Below are 20,795 nucleotides of genomic sequence, written 5' to 3' on the forward strand. Positions count from 1 at the left end.
ACTACGACAAGCGTAAATGTGGTTTTAGATTCTGCAAAGTCTTATCACCAAAACCCGGAACCTGCTTTAATTCATCTAATGTTTTAAAACCACCATGCGCCGTTCGATAATCAATAATTTTTTGAGCTTTTTTATCGCCGACACCAGTGAGGCTGGTGAGCTGTTGTTTGGTCGCATTATTAAGCGGAATGGTGCCCCCACTGCCTTCACTTGCTTGTTCACTGCGCTCTTGGCCTGACTCGACATCGCTATCAGCAACATGATCTGCATTAGTCTGGCCAATAGCAGGCAACTTCAGTTCAGCTGGTACCTGTTCACCTTTCCCTGGCACATAAATAACCATTTGATCGCGAAGTTGTAAGGCTTGATTTAATTCACGACTCTCCGCGTCATTTCGTAGACCTCCGGCTCGATTAATCGCATTGACAACATGTAGTTTGCGCGAAAGTTGATAGACGCCGGGATGATTAACTGCACCTTTAACTTCAACTGTCATCAACTTCGATGCATTAGTACTGACCTTTGATGAGCCGCCTGTCGTCATTGGCGACGAGGTGGCTGTTTCCAGCACCGAGGACGTTGCAGCTGTCCTAGACATTGATAGACTGCCACTTTCACGATGTCCACTATTGGACATCATTCTGGTGACGACCAAAGTCCCGATAATACTGGCAATTAACAACACCGACAGACCGCTCAGTAGCCACTTACGGTGTTCCTGCCGCGCTTCGCGTACTGCTCCGATCCAATCCATTGCTTCATCTCACCTTCCTAATGTTGATAGTTATACATACGTAAACGACGGTCAAAAATTCTCATTGTTTCATTTTTTGTTGATCAACTGACAAAAAAAGAAGCCGCCTTCATAAATCAGGCAACTTCTTGAACGATTAATGGTGAGTTTGCAAATACCTAACGGCCTGTTTAAAGGAACTAACCGGAACCACTTTCATCTTTGGTGCATACTTTTTAGCCGTTTTCTTAGCTAATTGATAATTCGTCATATGATCCGGTTCATATTTTAAGAGTTCCTTAGTTGGTTTGACGTACGGGGCGAAGAAAATCTTTGCACCAGCTTTATTCGCTGCAACGATTTTCTTATCGATTCCACCAATCTCGCCGACCGAACCGTCCGGACCAATCGTTCCTGTTCCAGCAATCTTTTGACCATGACGTAAATTCTCATTAGTCAGCTGCTGATAAATCTGAAGGCTGAACATCAATCCGCCAGACGGGCCCCCAATTTCACCTGGGTTAACCATAACCGGGATTTTGGTCGTAACTTTAACGTTGTCCGTTAAAGTAATCCCAATGCCTGAACGTCCATCTGGCAGACGAATGAGTGCCCCCTTAGCCGTTTTTGTTTTGCCATTATGTTCATAGGTCACGTTAACTCGGTCAGTAAGCTTCCGTTTTGCTAAGGCCTTTTGATACCCAGCTGCCGAATTATAGTGAACACCATCAATTTTGGTAATTGTATCGCCGACTTTAATTTCTCCGTTAAAGTGAGAATTTTTGGTGACATTTAAAACATAGATGCCCAAATACTTCTTCGTATATTGTGAATGGGCTGTTTGATAAGCAGTCGCAATCGCTTCGTTAATGGCACTCTGCATATAAAATTGCTGAACCTTATTATACGTTGTGCCACTCTGTCCACCAGTCACATCAGCGGCCGAATCAATGCTTGCATGAGGGTCAAAGTGAGCCCACACCCAACTCAATGGCGTCGCCCGCTGCAAATAAACCGAGGTGATCATAAAATCACCCTTTTGATGATCAGGTCGCGTTGGCATCGTAACAAAATTACGTAGATTGTCCGCTGTCCCCGGCGTTTCAATATAGCTATTTAATGGCGCAAAACGTAGCAGAAGCAAAATGATTAGCCCGGCTAATCCGCCTAGCCACCAACCCCAACGTCTCTTCTTCATTCTTATTCCTCATCGTCTGGCGATTTCCACCGCCATGGCTGTCTTTCATCAATGAATTCGTTATTGCTCCGAACCAAGCTTAATCTGCAGCTGTTTCCAGACCACCGCGGGAACGAAACCTGAGACATCACCATTAAAATGAACAATTTCCTTCAAAATGCTTGAAGAAATTTGCGCATTTTCTGGTTTGGCCAATAAAAACACCGATTCAATATCAGTCGCCATCATATGATTCATATTAGCAATGTCGCGTTCAAAATTAAAATCTTGTTCATTACGTAATCCACGAACGATAAAATGCGCGTTGTGCTCATGCAAAAAGTCGATCGTTAATCCAGAAATCGCCATGACCGAGACGTTGCTTAAATCCGTTACAGTCTCTGTAATCATGGTTTCCCTTTCTGCCTGTGAAAATAACGGTTTCTTGCCCGTATTCGTCGCCACCGCTACGATCAAACGATCAAACATCTGACTGGCACGCTGAATAATATCTAAATGACCATTCGTTAATGGATCGAAACTTCCCGGAAAAACTGCAATTCGTTCAGTCATTATGCTTCTTCCCCCGTGGCTTTAACATATCGGTAAACCATAACGTCGGTAATTCCGTAATCTTTGTGGTGAGTTTGAGTAAATCCACCAAATTGATCAGGCAGATCAGCCTGTTGGTCCGTTTCAGCAACCACGATAGCACCATCAGTCAATAAATCTAGTTGCGCCATTCGGCTTAATTCAGCTACAATCTTTTGTTTCGCATAAGGTGGATCTAGCAAGACCAAATCAAAGGGTGCCTGCATGGCGGCCAGCTTGGGCAAGATTGCCTCTGCATCCGCTTTAATAATTTGAAAACGGTCTGGTGCTTTTGTCACGGCCACATTTGCTCTGATCGTCTTAATCGCTTGGTATTGGTGATCAACAAGCACTACCTCACTCATTCCTCGTGATACCGCTTCGATCCCTAATCCGCCCGAGCCAGCAAACAGATCTAATCCTCGTCCGCCATTAAAATACGGTCCGATCATGCTAAACATTGCTTCTTTAACTTTGTCAGTTGTCGGTCGAGTCAAAGTGCCCGGAACGGCATTTAGGGGCCGACCGCCAAATTCTCCAGCAACCACGCGCATTGCTAAGCCTCCCCGCTATCAGTCACAGACAGTGCATCTGCGCCACCGTCGCCTTTTGTGTGGGTGACAAAATTGGCATTCACACCCTGACCTACAAATGGATCCACAGTCGGTCGTTCACTGACGACCACTCGCTTAACAAAGTTTAATTTATTTAATGCTTGCCGCTGACTTTCAATTCGCGCTTGATCCATGTAAATCACAACATAGTGCATCTTCTTAGAAACGTAGTCGATATCGCCAAACCTTTTCAGTTGCCGAACTTGACGCAAATTTCTAATAAACACAAATACCGCTTGCCGCGCCACTGGTTGTAATGGCTGCGGATCATGACCAACAAAGGCTAAGGCTAAATCGTCACGGATTTGACTTGCGATCTTTGCGCCTGCGTTGATATCGGCGTGTGAAGAAGATACATTCGGCGTTGTCTGCTGACTAGGTGTAACTGTCTCAGTGCCCTTTTTGATCGACAAAGCTGTCTGGCTTTTTGCTGCGACCTGCTTTGACTTGTTGCTGTCTTCAGTCGGTTTTCGACGATTCGATCGCCGTCGCCGAGGTTTTTTTGCACGATCAGTTGTTTGTGCTTTCTTTGTGGTCGAATTACCGGTTGCTTGCTTCGAATCAGTGGCCGCAGCTGTCTGTTGACCTTGGGGACGTCGGCGTCGGCGTCGAGGCCGACGTTTAGGCCGCTCTTGGTCGCTGTTGTTGTCGCCCATGGAAGAACCATGCGTCCCGCGATTACTCGATTGACCCTTATTTGTATGTGAATCTGTTTCACTCATCGCTAATCCCTCCTTCTGTAATTAATTGGCGGCTAATTTAACGTTTAACACCGCTTGTCGCTCACGTTTCTCTCGTGCTGAAATATTCATTAAAATACCCATACAACTGGCCAAAACCAGCATCGATGAACCACCATAGCTAACGAATGGTAAGGTCACTCCGGTAATTGGCAGTGCACCAATAACTCCACCCACGTTAAAGAGCGACTGAACAGTTAATAAGGCGGCAATACCGTAACACACTAAGCTTTCATACATTGTAGTGGCACGATTACCCAGTCGAACTGCTCGAAATGCTAGCATTCCTAGAAAAAATAGGACACCAAGTACCGTCACAACGCCTAATTCCTCACTGGTAACCGCAAGAATAAAATCTGTATTTGGTTCCGGCAAGTAGCCCATTTTTTGAATACTGTTGCCCAAGCCAACGCCGAATAATCCGCCGTTGCTAATTGCGTAATAAGAATTAACCAACTGCCGTCCCACAGTCTTCACTGTTCCAAACGGATCGGCAAATGCCACAAACCGTTGCAACTGATATGAGTGTGCTAAAAAAGAATGGGTGACATCGATGTGCGATAAAGTAACCAGCATGCCCACATACAGTAAAAACAACCCTCCAACGATTGTCATTGGTAAACCACGGCGATTACCACTAGCTAGAATCATGATTAAAACAATAAAGCCATCAATCACGAAACCGCCGGTATCCGGCTGAATGAAAATCAATAACATTAAGACCAATAACATTAGCAATGGTTGCCACATCGTCGTCCAAAACCGCTCGGATAGCGCTTGCTGATGTGAATCCATGTAATGAGCCAAAAATAGCACGATAAACAATTTCAAAAATTCTTCTGGTTGAATATTGATCGGTCCCAGGTTAATCCAACCCTTGGCACCATTCACTCGAGACCCAACAATTAAAACAGTAACCACCAGAAAGAAAATGCCAAAAGTCATATATTCTACAATCCGGCCCGAGCGAAGCACTGATAACTTTAGATAATAAAAGCCAAATGCCAGCACCAAACCAACAATGACATAGGCAGTTTGTTTAATTAAATAAGCCCCGGCGGTTGTTCCGGTGCTCAAGGCCACATTTGCACTAGAAGAGTACACCATAACGATGCCAAAAAAGCTGAGTACCAGATAAGGAATCAAGATATAATAATCAACGAGCTTTAACTTTTTCACGTGCCAATCCCTCACAAAAAATTCTTCCCACATTATAGCATAACGTTAACCCGTTCCTTGAATTCGCTTCAACACTCACATTTTTTTACGTTTACCTTATCATTAGTAACTGTCGCTTGTCTCCTATTAAACGGCATTTTGCATTATAAAACAGCTCCACCTTGTCTGTGATTCACCAAGGTGGAGCTGTTTTATAAAATGTTAATGAATTTGATTAGTCACGAGCGGCTGCCTTACGACGTTTAGCTGCCTTTTCACGGGCGCTGGTTTCTAAAATCTGCTTACGTAAACGAACGTGCTCAGGTGTAATCTCACAATATTCATCTTCGTTTAAGAATTCCAAGGATTCTTCAAGTGTCAGATGGGTTGGCGTCTTGATAGTGGCCGTCATGTCTTTGTTAGAAGAACGCACGTTAGTCATGTTCTTCCCCTTAGTAACATTGACCGAAATGTCATTTTCACGACTATTTTGGCCGACGATCATCCCTTCATAGACGGTTGTACCTGGATCAATGAACAATTGTCCACGATCTTCAACACCCATCATTGCGTAAGTCGTCGCCTTACCTTGGGTAATTGATACCAAAGTCCCATTACGACGACCTGGGTTCCAGTTCTTGATGACCGGCATGTACTTTTCAAACGTGTGGTTCATAATTCCGTAGCCACGAGTCATCGATAAGAATTCAGTTGAGTATCCGATTAGCCCACGTGATGGTGCCAAAAATTCTAACCGAGTTTGCCCGTTACCTGTATTCTCCATGTTCTTCATTTCGCCCTTGCGTTGTGACAAGGTATCAATGATGGAACCAGCATATTCTTCTGGTGTGTCAATTTGCACCGCTTCAAATGGTTCTTCCATCGTCCCATCGATTTCACGATAAATAACTTCTGGACGAGAAGCCTGCAATTCATAACCTTCACGCCGTAACGTTTCAATCAAGATAGATAAATGAAGTTCACCACGCCCAGAAACCATCCATGCATCTGGTTCATCAGTGTCTTCAACCCGCAAAGACACATCAGTATGCAATTCTTGCTTCAGCCGAGTCTCTAATTGACGCGTAGTCACAAACTTACCTTCTTGACCAGCTAACGGTGAATCATTAGTCCGGAATAACATCTGCAAAGTTGGTTCATCAATCCGTAAAACTGGCAATGCTTCTTGATGATCTTGCGGTGTCACTGTTTCACCAACATTGATTTCTTCCATCCCGGAAACGGCGATTAAGTCACCAGCTTTAGCTTCATTGACTTCAACTCGTTGCAAGCCTAAGAACCCATAAAGCTTCGTCACCCGGAAATTCTGCGCCGTACCGTCCAATTTCATAACTGTAACGCTGTCGCCGACCTTGATCTTGCCACGGAAAATCCGGCCGATCCCAATCCGGCCTACGAAATCATTGTAATCAAGTAAGGCCACTTGGAATTGTAATGGTTCATCTTCGTTATCAATTGGTGCTGGAATCGTCTTTAAAATAGTATCAAAAATCGGCTTCATGGTATGATCTTGGGTGCTTAAATCAGAATCATAAGATGAAGTTCCATTCATCGCTGACGCATAGACAACTGGGAATTCAAGTTGATCTTCATCTGCCCCTAATTCAATGAACAAATCGAGCACTTCATCAACAACTTCTTCAGGACGAGCACCCTCACGGTCAACCTTGTTAATGACTACGATTGGCGTCAAGTGTTGTTCTAAGGCCTTTTTAAGCACAAATCGAGTTTGTGGCATCGTCCCTTCATAGGCATCAACAACCAGTAAGACGCCATCAACCATTTTCATAACCCGCTCAACTTCACCACCGAAGTCCGCGTGCCCTGGGGTATCCAAAATGTTGATCTGCTTGTCGCCATATTTAACAGCGGTGTTCTTTGACAGGATCGTAATCCCACGTTCCTGTTCAATTGCGTTTGTATCCATCGCCCGATCAGCAATCTCAGTGTGGCCATCAAGTGTGTCAGATTGCTTTAGCATTTCATTAACCAACGTTGTCTTACCATGGTCGACGTGGGCAATGATGGCGATATTACGGATATCATCTCTAGTTTTCAAAGTGTAACTTCCCTTCGTTTCAAAATCAATATTCATGTGGTAACTTTGGCGGCATTATTAGGCGTAAAAAAACTGTGACCATTCATGTCACAGTCCGACACTTATGCCTGCATCGCAATAATGTCCTGTTGCGCTTGCTTCGTAGCTACTACTACAACGCTATATGATAGCACAGACGGCGTTTGACCGTCAACTGTCGTCACGACCAGCCCCAACTCTTCGGCCAAGATTTTCCCCGTTGCGAAATCCCATGGACGTAGATAGGAAATGTAACACACCTGCTGTCCTCGCAGCACTTTGGTAAACGCAATCCCGGCACTACCAATAATTCGCATACCTAAACTGGCCGCGCCAATAGCTTGCATATGATCCACATCATGGCGAACAAGTGGTCCAGATAAACTCGCTAGCCCTTCACTGAGTGGCAAATTCGCCGGTGGCGCCATCAATCGATCATTCAACCAGACGCCGATACCTTTCGCCCCGTGAAAAAGGCGGTCACCCATTACGTCGTACAGCCAAGCTGCTTGGCCGATACCATCGATATATAGTGACATCATAATGGCAAAATCATCCCGCTGTTTAATGAAATTCATGGTGCCATCCAACGGGTCCAAGATCCATAACCGGCCATCGGTCTCGGTGACATGATCCCCAAGACCTTCTTCCCCAAGAATCTGGGCGTCAGGGTCGGCTTGTCGAATATGGGCCACCAACCGTTGCTCATTTTCTTTGTCAACCTGCGTTACAAGATCGCGGCGCCCCGACTTTTCTTCTATCGATAATGGTTCATCGAAGTGGGCCAAAATATTCTCACGGGCTTCGTCAATCCATTGAGTGACCTGTGCGTCCCACTGTTGAAATGTTGACTGATCCATTTTGATCCTTCCTATAGTACCTTCATTTATCTAGCTTTCGTTTAGTCAGAAAACTTGAAATGTTTTCGTTGACTCGCCATGGCCGCTTGCATCGTACGATACAGACTGACCCCAGTCTGGCGCTGAAGTTGTCGGTCCAATTGCTTCTGTTGCCCTTTTGTCGGGACAATCATTTGAAAGACTTGATAAGCGCTCAGCAACCGTTGTCGATCGACGCCTTGCTCATTTGCGGTCAAGATTAAATCATAAAACATCGTCACATCAATAATTTCTTGACTGGTCCAAGTGTCATCTAAAGGTAACTCAATGTTCATCATTTTCATCCGTTTCTGGTTCGAAATCCCCATTTTCGATGGTTGTTATCTGCGCCGAAATTGTCGTGGTGATTTCATCTAATTGGCGTTGTTCAATTTCAGTATACGAAACATCCACAATTTTAGATGCACCCATGGCCGTCAACCGAATCGGCGTACTTAACGGTACGATACGATCAACAACGGTCGTTAATAGATTGGTCACCGAACCCACCATTGGTCGATCAAAGAATAACGCTCGTAGGATTCGAAGCACAGCTTGGGACCGCAAACCATCATTCGCCGAAATAATGGCTTGGTTCAGTCGCTGCTCAATCTCGCCTAGTTGGTTTGCATTGAATTCTACAGCATCGTTAGCCATCAGTGAAAGAATGGGAACTGGTCCAATCGTCGACCGACTCCAAGCCACCACATGTTCTTGACCCACGCCCACAACATAGGCATGGACGCTATCCGTTGGTACATTGAATGTCCGCGCTAACGTGTTGGCCAAGACGCAACTATGCGCCAATGTACCCACTCCCAAGCATTGATTGGCACCGACCCCAGAGAACTTCTGGGCAAAATAGGTCAACACACCATCATCTGGACTAGCAACAATGATCTTCCCCTTAAATCCTTCTGCCATGGCTGCCTGGATAAGTTCTCGTAACCGTGGCAGTGTCGCCGTTAAACGTTCTTCGGCACTAGCTGAGCGTGGTAAATCAACCAAGTCTCCAATAATTAAGGCGTCAGCGGTTACAAAATCCGTCATTATACCAAGATGCACCTGTGCGTTCGCACAACCGCTTGCAGCTGTTTGTACATCTTCATAGACTTGTTCAGGCTCTTGGGTCGAGGATAAGACACTTACTGTCATTGGCAAGTCAAGTGTTAACGCACTCGTTAAAAATGTTTGGTTAAACTGCCCTGTTCCATATAGAACCACACTTGGTTTCATTCAAAGCCCCCTTCTTCTAAACCGAATCCATCGCAGCTCACAATACCGCTATTAGGAAAATGGTTACACTAACTAATCAAGATCAATTCGTTTCAGTTTATTAGTTTCTATTTATGGTTAATTGTACCGAAGCTGGAATGAAGTGCAAGAAAAAAGAGCGCCCGGCTAAGCCAGTCACTCTTTTGCAAACACATGCACTTAATGTTAGATATGGGTTGGGAAACCGATCGCAATGTCTGCAGCTTCTTGAATTGGTTCACTCAACGTTGGATGTGGGTGAATCGTCAAGGCAACATCCTCGGCGTTCATGTGTGAGTTGACCGCCAAGCTAAGTTCAGCAACTAAGTCACTCGCATCTGGACCAACGACTTGTGCACCAACAATTGTGTTGTCGTCTTTGGTTGTCACTAAGCGAACAAAACCATCTGCTTCGTCCATCGAAACGGCCCGAGCGTTACCAGCGAATGGGAACTTCGCGGTAGATACTTCCAAGCCCGCTTCTTTAGCTTCTGCCTGCGTGTAACCAACCGTAGCTAACTCTGGATCAGCAAAACATACAGCAGGAACACTGACATAGTCGTTAGCTGTGTGATGACCAGCAATCGCACCAGCGGCAACTTTGCCATTGAAGAAAGCTTTGTGGGCCAATGCTGGACCATTGTTGACAATGTCGCCGACTGCATAGATATGCGGTGAAGCCGTTCGACCTTGGTCATCGACCTCAATGAAACCACGTTTATCTAACTTAATGTCAGTAAACTCTAGTCCCAAATTGTCTGTGTTCGGCTTTCTTCCAACCGTCACCATGCAGTAGTCGGCCTTCAATGTTTGCGGTTTGCCGTCAACTTCATAGGTAACAGTCACAGAAGTGTCATCTTGTTCAGACTTCTTCGCCATCGCACTGGTCACAACATCGACCTTGTGTGCCTTCAAATTCTTCAAGACAAGGGAAACCATGTCTTTTTCGAAGTTAGGCAAGATGGATGGGGTTCCTTCTAAGATAGTCACGTGAGCACCTAAGTTGGCATAAGCACCAGCCAATTCAGTTCCCACATAACCACCACCGATAACGACTAATTCTTTAGGAATTTCTGGTAAGTTCAAGCCACCAGTTGAGTCAACGACCCGGCCTTCGAATTTAAAGTTAGGAATTTCTACTGGTCGCGAACCAGAGGCAATGATGAGGTCTTTAAAGGCAATTGTCCGACCAGTATCACGGCTCATGAATTGCTTTGGACCCGGTGCAATGACCCGCAATTGTGTATCAGAATCCATCGTTGCTTCACCACGAATGACTTCAACCTTGTGTTTCTTAAGCAGCATGGCAACACCACTAGTCATCCGGTCAACGACCTTAGTTTGCTTCCAAGTTTGCGTCTTACTGAAGTCAATCTTAGCGTCAGCCGTCGTAATCCCGTAAGTTGAAGCATCTTTTGCTTCTTGCAAACGGTGACCGGCTTGAATCAAGGCTTTCGATGGCACACAGCCAACGTTTAAACACACCCCACCAAGGGTTTCAGATTGTTCAATGACCGTGACTTGTTGACCTAGTTCAGCGGCCCGAATTGCGGCAACGTACCCACCAGGGCCCGCACCAATGATTACTGTTTCCTTTTGTTCAACATCAGCCATTATTCAATCATCCCTCCATCAAAAGCATGTCTGGGTCGTGCAACAAGGCCTTCAATTCGTTCAAAGCCCGTTGTGCAGTTGCACCATCGATCAAACGGTGGTCGTAACTCAAGGACAGCTTCAACATATTACCAACGACGATTTCACCATCTTCGTTGACAATTGGTTCTTTTGCGATTTTACCAACACCCAAGATAGCAACTTCTGGGTAGTTAATAACTGGTGTGAACCAGCCGCCACCGATTGAACCAACGTTACTAATTGTAATGGAGCCACCGCTCATTTCAGCAGCAGACAACTTGTTATCTTGCGCTTTCTGAGTATTTTCAGTGATTTCCTTGGCAATGGCAAACATACCCTTAGCGTCAGCGTTCTTAACGTTTGGTACGTACAAGCCGTGGTCAGTATCGGTCGCAATTCCGATGTTGTAATAGTGCTTGTAAACGATTTCTTGCGTACTGTCATCAATTGATGCATTTAACGTTGGGAAATCTTTTAAGACCGCAACCAAAGCTTTAGCAATGTACGGCAAGAAAGTTAAGTGAATATCGCGATCAGCGGCAGCAGCTTTGTACTTCTTACGGTTAGCCATCAATGCAGTAACGTCAACGTCGTCAAATGACGTAACGTGTGGCGCAGTGTGCTTAGAAGTAACCATTGCTTTAGCAATTGCCTTACGCGTCATGGACATTGGTTCACGTGTTTCTAATTCGGGTGTCGCAGAAACGTATGGCTTGATTGGCGCAGCAGCAGTATCAGCAGTTGGTGCACCTGGGGCAGCTGGTGCAGGGGCAGCTGCTGGTGCAGCGCCGTTCTTAGCAGCATCAACGTCAGCTTTAGTCACTTGGCCATGCTTGCCTGATGGTGCCACAACCGTAATATCGACACCGTTATCACGAGCGTATTGGCGAACAGATGGCATCGCAAGTACGAGCTTATTAGGATCGCTTAACACAGGATTAGCACTAGCTGTCGCAGCGGGCGCTGGTGCATCGGCTGGCGCTGGTGCGGCTTCAGGAGCCGGCGCTGGTGCGGCCTCTGCTGCTGGTGCGGCCTCTGCTGCTGGCGCAGCAGCCTCATCATCACCGGTATCAGCAGAACCATCATCGATTTCAACTAACGTATCACCGATTTTGGCTGTTTCACCTGCTTGCATAAAAATCTTTTTAACCGTCCCAGACACTGGTGATGGTAATTCAGAGACAGACTTGTCATTTTGAATTTCAACTAAGGTGTCATCTTCAGCAATCTTGTCGCCTTCTTTAACATCCCAAGCGGCAATTTCGCCTTCTGCCATTCCTTCACCAAGTTCTGGCATTTTGAATTTGTAGGACATGGAGTATCTTCCTTTCATCGAATTTCCGGAGTGTTCCGGACAATCGTTGGCTATTTAGCGTAGCCGCGCGTTTAGTAAGTCAAAATTTCGCGAACCTTCGCCTCAATTTCAGCGGCATCAGGAATCCAGTCGTCTTCAGCTAAGGCAAATGGGTAAACACTGTCTGGCGCAGCTACGCGGCCAATTGGCGCATCCAATGAAAGAATGTCATCTTCAGCAATATCGGAAACAACTGTGGCGCCAACCCCAGCCATGCGTTGTGCTTCTTGAACAACGACAACATGGTGTGTCTTGTCGATTGACTTGAAGATAGTGGCTGTGTCGATTGGTGATAGGGAAACTAAGTCGATGACTTCAACAGAAATATTTTCATCAGCCAACTTGTCTGCTACTTTAAGCGCTTCGTTAACTTCAGAACTATAAGCAACAACTGTAATGTCTGTCCCTTCACGCACAACTTTAGCTGTATCCAATGGAACCGTGTACTTGTCATCTGGAACATCGGCCTTCATTGAACGATACAATTTCAGGTTTTCCATGAACAAGACAGGGTCATTGTTTTCAACAGCTGAGATCACAAGTCCCTTAGCATCATATGGGTTAGAAGGTGTAACTACCCGTAAACCTGGTACGCCAGTGAAGAAATTCTCCAAGTTGTCGGCATGCATTTCAGCCGTGTGAGTCCCACCACCAAATGGGGTCCGAATGGTGATTGGCATATTCTTCGTGTTACCAAAACGGAACCGTGTCCGTGCCATTTGTCCGGCAATCGAGTCGACTGCTTCAAATGTAAAGCCCATAAATTGGATTTCAGGTAATGGCCGCCAGCCAGTGGCCGCTAATCCCATTGCCAAGCCTAAAATACCTGATTCAGCTAATGGTGTGTCGAAGACCCGATCTTCACCATATTTGTCTTGTAACCCTTGAGTGGTACGGAAAACACCACCGTTTTTACCGACATCTTCACCGAAGATTAACGTCTTGTCATCGTCACTTAAGACCTGATCAAGTCCGTCAGTAATCGCTTGAATATAAGTTTTCGTAGCCATGATTACTTCGACTCCTTTGCTTCAAATTCGGCAATTTGTGCCGCAATGTTCGGAGTTGGTACTTCGAACGTGTTCTTCAATAATTCAACATTAGTTTGTTTTGGTTCACCATCAGCAGCCTTCAATGCTGCTTTGAAGTCAGCCTTGCATTGATCCGTGTAGTCACTTTCTTGCTGATCAGACCAAAGACCTTTATCAGCTAAAACTTTTCGTAAACGAATTAATGGGTCAATATCATGCCATGGCTTCTCTTCTTCTTTAGTCCGGTAACGCGAAGGATCGTCACCAGCAGAACTGTGAGCGCCATAACGATAAGTTAATGTTTCAATTAAGACAGGACCATTGCCAGCAGCAGCAAAGTCACGAGCAGCCTTGGAAACAGCGTAAACGGCAAGAATGTCCATCCCATCAACTTGAACAGATGGAATTCCGGCAGCGACCGCTTTTTGAGCGAGTGTCTTGGCAGCAGTCTGCTTCTCACGAGGAACAGAAATGGCGAATCCATTGTTTTGAACAAAGGCAACCAATGGTGCTTGGAAAGCACCAGCGAAGTTCAAACCTTCATAGGTGTCCCCTTGCGAAGTCCCACCGTCACCGGTATAAACGAACGCAACGTTCTTTTCACCGTTCTTCTTAATTCCTAAAGCGGCACCGGCGGCTTCAACGTATTGGGCGCCAATGATGATTTGTGGCATCCATGCACGATACTTTTCATCATAAATGTTGCCTAAAACGTGACCACGTGACCAAAGGTATCCTTTTTCAACCGAACTACCATGCTGAATTAACTGTGGTAAGTCTCGGTAAGCAGGGAATAGGAAATCTTGTGGTTCAAAGGCGGAAACACTCCCCATTTCACTGGCTTCTTCACCAGCAGTTGGCGCATAGAATCCTAACCGTCCTTGACGAGAGAAGTTCATCGTTTGTTCATGCAATGCACGTTCCCAAACCATCTTCTTCATAAAATCAACCAGTTGGTCATCACTAAAACTATTGAAGACCTCTTGATTTACAACTTTGGCAGAACCGTCTAAAACTTGCACCGGTTTGTAGTCACTGCCTAAGTTATTCTTGATCGCAGCGAAGTCTACAATTGGCTTAGATGAATCGTTGTTTGCCATAATGCACACATTCCTTTCTATTTCTTGATGACAGCTGACACTCGTTCACTGTCTAATAAATTCAGTCAACAAATGTATGCGCTTTCATCTTTCACGACTTATTGTAACGCGTTACAGAATCGCAATGCAAGGGTTTTCAAAATTGTTAAATAGGTCACAAGCCCTTTCTCTTGTCTTCAAAAACTTGTGAAGTTTTTGAACAGTATCCTTAACAACTGTATAGCAAGTCCCTTGCAACCGACCAGTCACGAGTTCCTCTATTGATCCCTTTGTCCAAAATTGCTATTTTCATCCCACTTTCAATATTCACAAGCTTCAATGCATGGTCGCTGAAAACGGCGTGACAATCATCGTGATTTCGACTTATTGTTTAAACATTCACTATATTTGTCGTCTAAAACTTGCTTGTTCTGCAGGTAGGCCTGGGTATTATACTAAGACTAAAAAATCGTCAAACCTCAACCGCCGCTAAGGCTACCCTTGGATGACCTGATTGCGTATGGTACACTAAAATCAATGAGTGAAACAAGTTTACGGTCAGTTAAAACCATTTGGAATGCTTTGACGATCAGTAATGAAAGTTCAACTTAATTCGTTTACGACCCAAAAAACATTTTGACCGAATTATAATTTAGGAGGCACTTGCGCGTGATTTTAATGGAAGATATTATTCGAGACGGTAATCCGACCTTACGGAAATACGCGGAAAAGGTGGCCTTCCCGCTTAATGATGAAAATCGTCAGCTAGCTGCTGACATGATGGAATATTTAGAGGTGAGCCAAGACCCGGAACAAGCTGAAAAATATCAACTACGTGCGGGTGTCGGGCTAGCTGCTCCTCAAGTTGATGTGTCTCTTCAAATGGCGGCCGTCTTGGTCCCATCTGCCGTCGAGCCCGAAGATCCTGATGATCAAGCGTCAATTGCCGAAGCTGCCAAGACTGCTCGCGATAATCCAATATTCAAAGAAGTCATCATTAACCCAGTTATCGTCAGTCAATCCGTTCAACAAGCGGCGTTGACAGAAGGTGAAGGCTGTTTATCCGTTGATGATGAGCATCCTGGCTATGTTCCCCACGCTGACCGCATTACGTTGCGTTACCAGGACCTCGATGGTAATGAACACAAAATTCGTTTAAAAGATTATCCTGCCATTGTGTGCCAGCATGAAATTGATCATCTCCATGGTGTTTTATTTTATGACCACATCAATCAAGCTGAACCCTTCGACGCTGAAGATGGCACTTTATTGATTGGCTAACTAGCTAAACTTTAATGAAACAATGTCGATTCTTGATCATTGGAAAATAACTTCATCTACTATAAAAGTAGCTTGGCAAACAAAAATTTGTTTGCCAAGCTACTTTTACGTTAAATCAATCAAATTTGCATCACGATACATTTGACGTTTATACAATCCACCAATTTTGCTAACAAACAAGGCCGTTTTTCCCAGTCCCCTTAGCTTCAGTTTGCCACCCAATTCAGATCGGACATTCCAACTTTTAATGTGTTCTCATTCGATTTAGGAATTGTAATTTTTGCTCGTCGCGTTAATCTAGCCACACTAATTAATGGCGCTTCATAATTCTACCAACACTTCTCTTCTGCCTTTGTCGATAGACTTGATCGCTTCACACCGAGAGCATCGGAAATCTCCTAATTATTCAGCTCGATTAGTGCTTTGCGATGAGTCTACTTGAGAGGCATTGAGTTTGCGTAAATCCTGGACGTATTCGATCGTCGCTTCATTAACTAAATAGGCAATATCAATATGCAAACGCTGTTCAAACAACCATAAATCAGTGACAACAAAAGTTGGTTGATCTGTTTTGACTCGTTTAATGTGGTTTGCTAAGGCATATTCGCCGAGTGCATTATTGACCGGCCGGCGCAAGTTAGGCAATTGTGCAGCGGTTAGCTCACCGTCTGGCAGTTCGTATTCAAAGTCCATCACGCCACGTCCCCAGACGTCAGCAACTGTCTCAGACTTTGTAAACGTCTGCTGATCACTAGCTAACCAGCCTTCACTAACAAGTTGCTTCAACACATTTCGCATGGCCTGATCAGTCACCTGTTGAGCGTCATTTCTGACAATCGCCGTTGCTCGACGAATAATCAATCGATGAATGTAGTGATATACCAAGTAAGCTAAGACCAATCCAATAATTATCGTCACCAATAATGTCAAAGTTGCCACCCACTTTCCTATTCATATTCTATCACAAACACTGGCCATTCCGTTGTTATCACCGGTCCAGTTAGTGTACATCAGTTACGGGCTATGTTAATATAGAACGCAAATGTTGTGATTTCACAACCATGTTCGGGAGAAAACCTTATATCAACATTGGACTAGTAACTCACGCTTGCTAGTCTGGTTCTTGATGCACCAAAAATAACCATTTATTTTTTTATTTATTTATAGAGGAGATTTTACGATGATTTTTAAAGTTTATTATCAAGATTCTAAAATTCGGAACCCTAAACGTGAGGACACCCACTCATTATATTTGGATGCTGAAAATGAGGCCGCTGCTATGAGTGCCGTGGAGGCCCACACAGACTACAACGTGGAATCCATCGAAGCGCTTGAAGGTAACGCCTTAGACTATGAACAACAAGGCGCCAACTACAAACTCACGGAGTTTTAGTCCATGGCGAAACTCAATTTAAAAAACAATGAAACTGCCGTTTACGCCGTCGGTGGTTTGGGTGAAATTGGTAAAAACACGTATGGCGTTCAGTTTCAAGACGAAATCATTGTAATTGATGCCGGCATTAAGTTCCCCGAAGACGAATTGCTGGGAATTGATTACGTCATTCCGGACTATTCGTACTTGAAACAAAATGAAAGCAAAATTAAGGCCCTCGTTATTACCCATGGTCACGAGGATCACATTGGTGGGATTCCTTTCCTATTACAGCAGATCCATGTGCCAATTTATGCTGGTCCACTACCAATGGCCTTAATCAAGAACAAATTAGAAGAACATGGCCTCTTACAAACGACTGAATTGCACGAAATCAATGAAGACACCGTGCTGAAATTTCGTAAAACAAGTGTGTCGTTCTTCCGAACCACCCATAGTATTCCAGATACGCTAGGAGTCGCGGTAAAGACACCTTCTGGAACCATTGTGCAAACGGGTGACTTTAAGTTCGATCTCACCCCGATTAACACGCCCTCACCTAACCTACAGCGGATGGCGAAACTCGGCGAAGAAGGCGTGCTTGCCTTATTATCAGATTCAACCAACGCTGAACGTCCTGAGTTCACTAAGTCTGAACGCTGGGTCAGTCAATCAATCCACAAATTATTTGATAAAATCGACGGTCGAATCATCTTTGCGACCTTTGCTTCAAATATTTCCCGAATTGAGCAAGCTGCTGAGGCGGCGATCCAACACCATCGTAAAATTGCTGTGTTTGGTCGTTCAATGGAAGCTGCCATTGTCAATGGTCGCGAGCTGGGTTATTTGAATATTCCTGATGATATTTTAGTTGACGCTTCAGAACTCCGAAACTTACCGGCCAATGAAACTTTGATTCTATGTACAGGCTCTCAGGGTGAACCGATGGCTGCCCTTTCACGGATTGCCAACGGTACTCACCGACAAATTTCCATCCAACCGAATGACACGGTCATCTTTTCCAGTAATCCAATCCCTGGGAATACGACGAGTGTGAACCGCGTCATTAACGAATTGGAAGAGGCCGGCGCTGAGGTCATTCATGGTGCCGTTAACAACATCCATACTTCTGGACATGGTGGCCAAGTTGATCAAGAGTTAATGTTACGGTTAATTAAGCCCAAGTATTTCATGCCAATTCATGGTGAGTATCGGATGCAGAAAATCCATACACAATTGGCTGAGCTTTGTGATGTCCCGGATGACCATTCGTTTATCATGGAAAATGGAGATGTGCTGGCCTTAACGGCTGATTCAGCTCGAATTGCCGGTCATTTCAATGCTGGTGACGTCTACGTTGATGGTAACGGTGTTGGGGATATTGGCAACGTCGTCTTACACGATCGGCAGATGCTGTCTGAAGAAGGTCTCGTTGTGGTCGTTGCCACGATTGATTTAAAGAATAAAGAGATTCAAGCCGGTCCAGACCTACTTAGTCGCGGTTTTGTCTACATGAGAGAATCCGGCGACATGATCAATGAGGGCCGGCGGCGCGTGTTCAGAACTATCCGTCGTGCGATGAAGGATGGTAATGCCACGGAAGCCTCAATTCGGACTGCGATTATTGATGATTTGCAAAGTTTTCTCTATGAGAAAACTGAACGACATCCATTGATTCTACCCGAATTAATCATGACCAGTACCAACGCTAAGCCTGCCGTTAAGAAGCGTCAGGCCACAAAAAAGGCGTCTACTGAAGCCTAATACTAGACCATTAAGCACTACCTTTTCACGATTTGAAGAGGTAGTGCTTTTTTTGGCCATTTTGCTAAAAGTTATCTTTACAATCTGACTTTTCATTTCGTTACTATTACTGTAAGCGTGGCCACCCTTACAAAACTAAAACAGTCCAAAGGAGACTAACTTCATGTCAGATAAATGGCTTACTAGTTCCGTTCAATTCGAATTCATTGGTGACGGTCACTTGCTTCCCGTTAAACGAACCTATCCCAACGTGGTGGAAAGCGCAACGACTGAACAACTAATGAAATTTGGCCAGGCAATCGCTAGTTTAACTACCGACACCTTAAGTGACACCACACTGATTAAGAAAGAAGCCGTTGCTGGATAACCGCTAATCCCTCTCATTCTCATAAAAAGGAGCGTAAGCTAGATGAAAAATCTTAGTTTAAAATTCACCACTGCCGCCGGTAAAAACGTGCATTTGACCATTCGCAATGTTAATCAAAATTTGAGCCAGGAAGTAGTTCGAGCAGCCATGCAAGACATGATTGACGCTCAATTAATCACTGATAAAAAAGGCATTCAACAATATACCAAGGCCCTTTCGGCCCAATACGTCGAGACAACTAATACACCAATTTTTGACGCAGAACCGGCACCAATCGTCGCAAATAACTAGTTACTTAATCGCTAACCAATTCACCCCGTGAGCAGGCCCGACCAAGTTTCCATCGGTCGGGCCTGCTTTGTCGCGCTATGATCAACAGCAATTGTTCAATTAGCGCGACCTTTTTTGGTTATTTAGGCAGAAAGGCAGCTTTTATGCGAAAACGACTGCGAAAATTGTTTGTCATTATAAGTCTGTTGATAACTGGTTGGTTAGGTGGACAACAATTCCTGACGCCTTCCACACCGATGAACCCCTGCCCCTATCGGCAATCACAAGATCAAAAAGTCGACAAATTAATAAAAATTGTGCACAATAAATACAGTCAATTACCGCTGATTATCCACTTTTTTAAAGACTTTGACCTGTTTTGACTTTAATGGTGTTCAGCGCTTGACCCACCCAATAAATAATGTTATTTATTAGGAGTTAATTTTTAATGGAGGTCGCGTCTTATGGAAACTGAAGCTCACCGCAACTTGATTACTGCCAAACTTCGGCAACTGTTTAAGAGTAAGCCCGTCGTTAAGGAAGATCGTACTGTGATTGTCCCTGCTCGCGTTCAGTCAGAAAACTCTCGCTTTGAACGCTCATTGGCTACGACGCTGCTCAGCTTGCAGTTTGCTCGCATTGGCGAATGATTTTAAATTGAAGTAAAAAATAGCGACCACCCAAAGTTAGTTGGGTGGTCGTTTTCTATTTCCTAGGTGAAGCCGCCTAATTGGCGATTTGGCCCGACCAAGCAGACGCTCGGTTCGTCAGTAGCCGATCCATCAATTGTGGCCACGTATTCGACTGTAAGCCAATACGTAAAATTTGTGATTGATTATCGATAATTTCAGCAAGCAAATCGGTCTTCGTGTTAAAGCCAATTTCCCGGACAAACTGGAAGTCTAAATGTTGCCGCCGCAATGGTTCCAGTAATTCAAAATAGTCCACTGGCAAGTTACAAAGTCGTCGATCCAACGCCTTTAGGTTCGCCGTCGATAGCACGACCTGTTCAATTTCACGCCTGTAATGACTGACAGCCCAGACGAAAGCTTTCACCCAGTTACTACGAATCACGTCAGCACCAAAATAGACGTGCGAAACTCCCGCGGTCGCTTCAACCATAAAAAATGGGTCATCAGGTTCGCCCACTAACACTTCAAAACGGTCCGTAAAGCCCGCTTTTAACGCATGTGGTCGATCGGTAGTCAACCGAATATCAGCTGACGGATGTGCATTTGCAAAAGCTTCAATGACAGTCGCGGTTAATGATTGTGCGGCGCCAACAAATAAAATTTTTGCCATGGTGTCCTTTCGCCTTCCAGTCCTGCATCATTCAATCGTAATTCTCTTAATGGCTTTATTATAACCATTTTTTCATGTTGTGAATATACCAAATAGA

General features: G+C 44.8%; 22 protein-coding genes. 6 read left to right on the forward strand and 16 right to left on the reverse strand.

The genetic code is table 11. The features are described 5' to 3' along the window. Position 1: 1 nt before the first annotated feature. The 14 genes from ACYQ0Y_RS02440 to pdhA form a co-directional block, all read right to left on the reverse strand. Entirely contained in the window at positions 2-754 is a 753-nt protein-coding gene (locus ACYQ0Y_RS02440; protein WP_407882438.1) for a ComEA family DNA-binding protein, read from the reverse strand. A 136-nt stretch (positions 755-890) separates the two neighbouring features. Then, positions 891-1,931 (reverse strand): SepM family pheromone-processing serine protease, encoded by a 1,041-nt coding sequence (locus tag ACYQ0Y_RS02445; protein WP_407882439.1) that lies wholly within the window; start codon positions 1,929-1,931, stop codon positions 891-893. A 60-nt stretch (positions 1,932-1,991) separates the two neighbouring features. Beyond that, a complete protein-coding gene (gene coaD / locus ACYQ0Y_RS02450) occupies positions 1,992-2,483 on the reverse strand; it encodes a pantetheine-phosphate adenylyltransferase (protein WP_407882440.1) in 492 nt (163 codons plus the stop codon). Beyond that, positions 2,483-3,055, reverse strand: a complete 573-nt coding sequence (gene rsmD, locus ACYQ0Y_RS02455) for a 16S rRNA (guanine(966)-N(2))-methyltransferase RsmD (protein ID WP_407882441.1) — start codon at positions 3,053-3,055, stop codon at positions 2,483-2,485. The genes coaD and rsmD overlap by 1 nt, the downstream gene beginning before the upstream one ends. Before the next feature lie 2 nt (positions 3,056-3,057). Then, on the reverse strand, positions 3,058-3,837 hold the full coding sequence (locus tag ACYQ0Y_RS02460) for a YlbG family protein (RefSeq protein WP_407882442.1): 780 nt from the start codon (positions 3,835-3,837) through the stop codon (positions 3,058-3,060). Between the two features lie 21 nt (positions 3,838-3,858). After that, the gene (locus ACYQ0Y_RS02465; RefSeq protein ID WP_407882443.1) at positions 3,859-5,034 is read right to left on the reverse strand and encodes an FtsW/RodA/SpoVE family cell cycle protein; all 1,176 of its coding nucleotides are present in this window, start codon (positions 5,032-5,034) and stop codon (positions 3,859-3,861) included. Positions 5,035-5,248: 214 nt separating this feature from the next. Continuing rightward, complete coding sequence (gene typA / locus ACYQ0Y_RS02470; protein WP_407882444.1) at positions 5,249-7,093, reverse strand: translational GTPase TypA; 1,845 nt, start codon at positions 7,091-7,093, stop codon at positions 5,249-5,251. Between the two features lie 101 nt (positions 7,094-7,194). Beyond that, positions 7,195-7,971: an inositol monophosphatase family protein gene (locus ACYQ0Y_RS02475; protein WP_407882445.1), complete on the reverse strand. Its 777-nt coding sequence runs from the start codon at positions 7,969-7,971 to the stop codon at positions 7,195-7,197. 41 nt (positions 7,972-8,012) lie between these two features. Further along, positions 8,013-8,288 (reverse strand): UPF0223 family protein, encoded by a 276-nt coding sequence (locus ACYQ0Y_RS02480; protein WP_407882446.1) that lies wholly within the window; start codon positions 8,286-8,288, stop codon positions 8,013-8,015. Further along, positions 8,275-9,225 (reverse strand): Rossmann-fold NAD(P)-binding domain-containing protein, encoded by a 951-nt coding sequence (locus tag ACYQ0Y_RS02485; protein WP_407882447.1) that lies wholly within the window; start codon positions 9,223-9,225, stop codon positions 8,275-8,277. Before ACYQ0Y_RS02485 ends, ACYQ0Y_RS02480 begins: the two co-directional genes overlap by 14 nt. Positions 9,226-9,429: 204 nt before the next feature. After that, on the reverse strand, positions 9,430-10,857 hold the full coding sequence (gene lpdA, locus ACYQ0Y_RS02490) for a dihydrolipoyl dehydrogenase (protein WP_407882448.1): 1,428 nt from the start codon (positions 10,855-10,857) through the stop codon (positions 9,430-9,432). Positions 10,858-10,864: 7 nt separating this feature from the next. Then, on the reverse strand, positions 10,865-12,193 hold the full coding sequence (locus ACYQ0Y_RS02495; RefSeq protein WP_407882449.1) for a 2-oxo acid dehydrogenase subunit E2: 1,329 nt from the start codon (positions 12,191-12,193) through the stop codon (positions 10,865-10,867). Positions 12,194-12,264: 71 nt separating this feature from the next. Further along, positions 12,265-13,242: an alpha-ketoacid dehydrogenase subunit beta gene (locus ACYQ0Y_RS02500; protein WP_407882450.1), complete on the reverse strand. Its 978-nt coding sequence runs from the start codon at positions 13,240-13,242 to the stop codon at positions 12,265-12,267. 2 nt (positions 13,243-13,244) lie between these two features. Next, the gene (pdhA, locus tag ACYQ0Y_RS02505) at positions 13,245-14,363 is read right to left on the reverse strand and encodes a pyruvate dehydrogenase (acetyl-transferring) E1 component subunit alpha (protein WP_407882451.1); all 1,119 of its coding nucleotides are present in this window, start codon (positions 14,361-14,363) and stop codon (positions 13,245-13,247) included. Positions 14,364-15,011: 648 nt separating this feature from the next. On the opposite strand from pdhA, the gene def reads away from it, so the two are divergent. Next, positions 15,012-15,623, forward strand: coding sequence for a peptide deformylase (def, locus tag ACYQ0Y_RS02510; RefSeq protein WP_407882452.1), 612 nt, complete (start codon positions 15,012-15,014; stop codon positions 15,621-15,623). 402 nt (positions 15,624-16,025) lie between these two features. On the opposite strand, the gene ACYQ0Y_RS02515 is transcribed toward def, so the two are convergent. Then, positions 16,026-16,562 carry a hypothetical protein gene (locus ACYQ0Y_RS02515; protein WP_407882453.1) on the reverse strand — a complete coding sequence of 179 codons (537 nt, stop codon included), beginning with the start codon at positions 16,560-16,562 and terminating at the stop codon, positions 16,026-16,028. A 241-nt stretch (positions 16,563-16,803) separates the two neighbouring features. Between ACYQ0Y_RS02515 and ACYQ0Y_RS02520 the strand changes: the two genes are divergently transcribed. The 5 genes from ACYQ0Y_RS02520 to ACYQ0Y_RS02540 all read left to right on the forward strand — a co-directional run bounded on the left by ACYQ0Y_RS02520 (position 16,804) and on the right by ACYQ0Y_RS02540 (position 20,046). Next, positions 16,804-17,016 (forward strand): DNA-directed RNA polymerase subunit epsilon, encoded by a 213-nt coding sequence (locus ACYQ0Y_RS02520; protein WP_407882454.1) that lies wholly within the window; start codon positions 16,804-16,806, stop codon positions 17,014-17,016. Between the two features lie 3 nt (positions 17,017-17,019). After that, positions 17,020-18,759 (forward strand): ribonuclease J1, encoded by a 1,740-nt coding sequence (gene rnjA, locus ACYQ0Y_RS02525; protein WP_407882455.1) that lies wholly within the window; start codon positions 17,020-17,022, stop codon positions 18,757-18,759. A gap of 163 nt (positions 18,760-18,922) precedes the next feature. After that, positions 18,923-19,126, forward strand: coding sequence for a DUF1659 domain-containing protein (locus ACYQ0Y_RS02530; protein WP_407882456.1), 204 nt, complete (start codon positions 18,923-18,925; stop codon positions 19,124-19,126). Between the two features lie 42 nt (positions 19,127-19,168). Next, positions 19,169-19,417 (forward strand): DUF2922 domain-containing protein, encoded by a 249-nt coding sequence (locus ACYQ0Y_RS02535; protein ID WP_407882457.1) that lies wholly within the window; start codon positions 19,169-19,171, stop codon positions 19,415-19,417. A 443-nt stretch (positions 19,418-19,860) separates the two neighbouring features. After that, entirely contained in the window at positions 19,861-20,046 is a 186-nt protein-coding gene (locus tag ACYQ0Y_RS02540; RefSeq protein ID WP_407882458.1) for a hypothetical protein, read from the forward strand. A 76-nt stretch (positions 20,047-20,122) separates the two neighbouring features. Here the strand turns inward: ACYQ0Y_RS02540 and ACYQ0Y_RS02545 are convergent, their stop codons facing one another. Further along, the gene (locus ACYQ0Y_RS02545) at positions 20,123-20,698 is read right to left on the reverse strand and encodes a hypothetical protein (protein WP_407882459.1); all 576 of its coding nucleotides are present in this window, start codon (positions 20,696-20,698) and stop codon (positions 20,123-20,125) included. Between the last annotated feature and the right edge of the window lie 97 nt (positions 20,699-20,795).

The organism is Furfurilactobacillus curtus, from assembly GCF_054657915.1.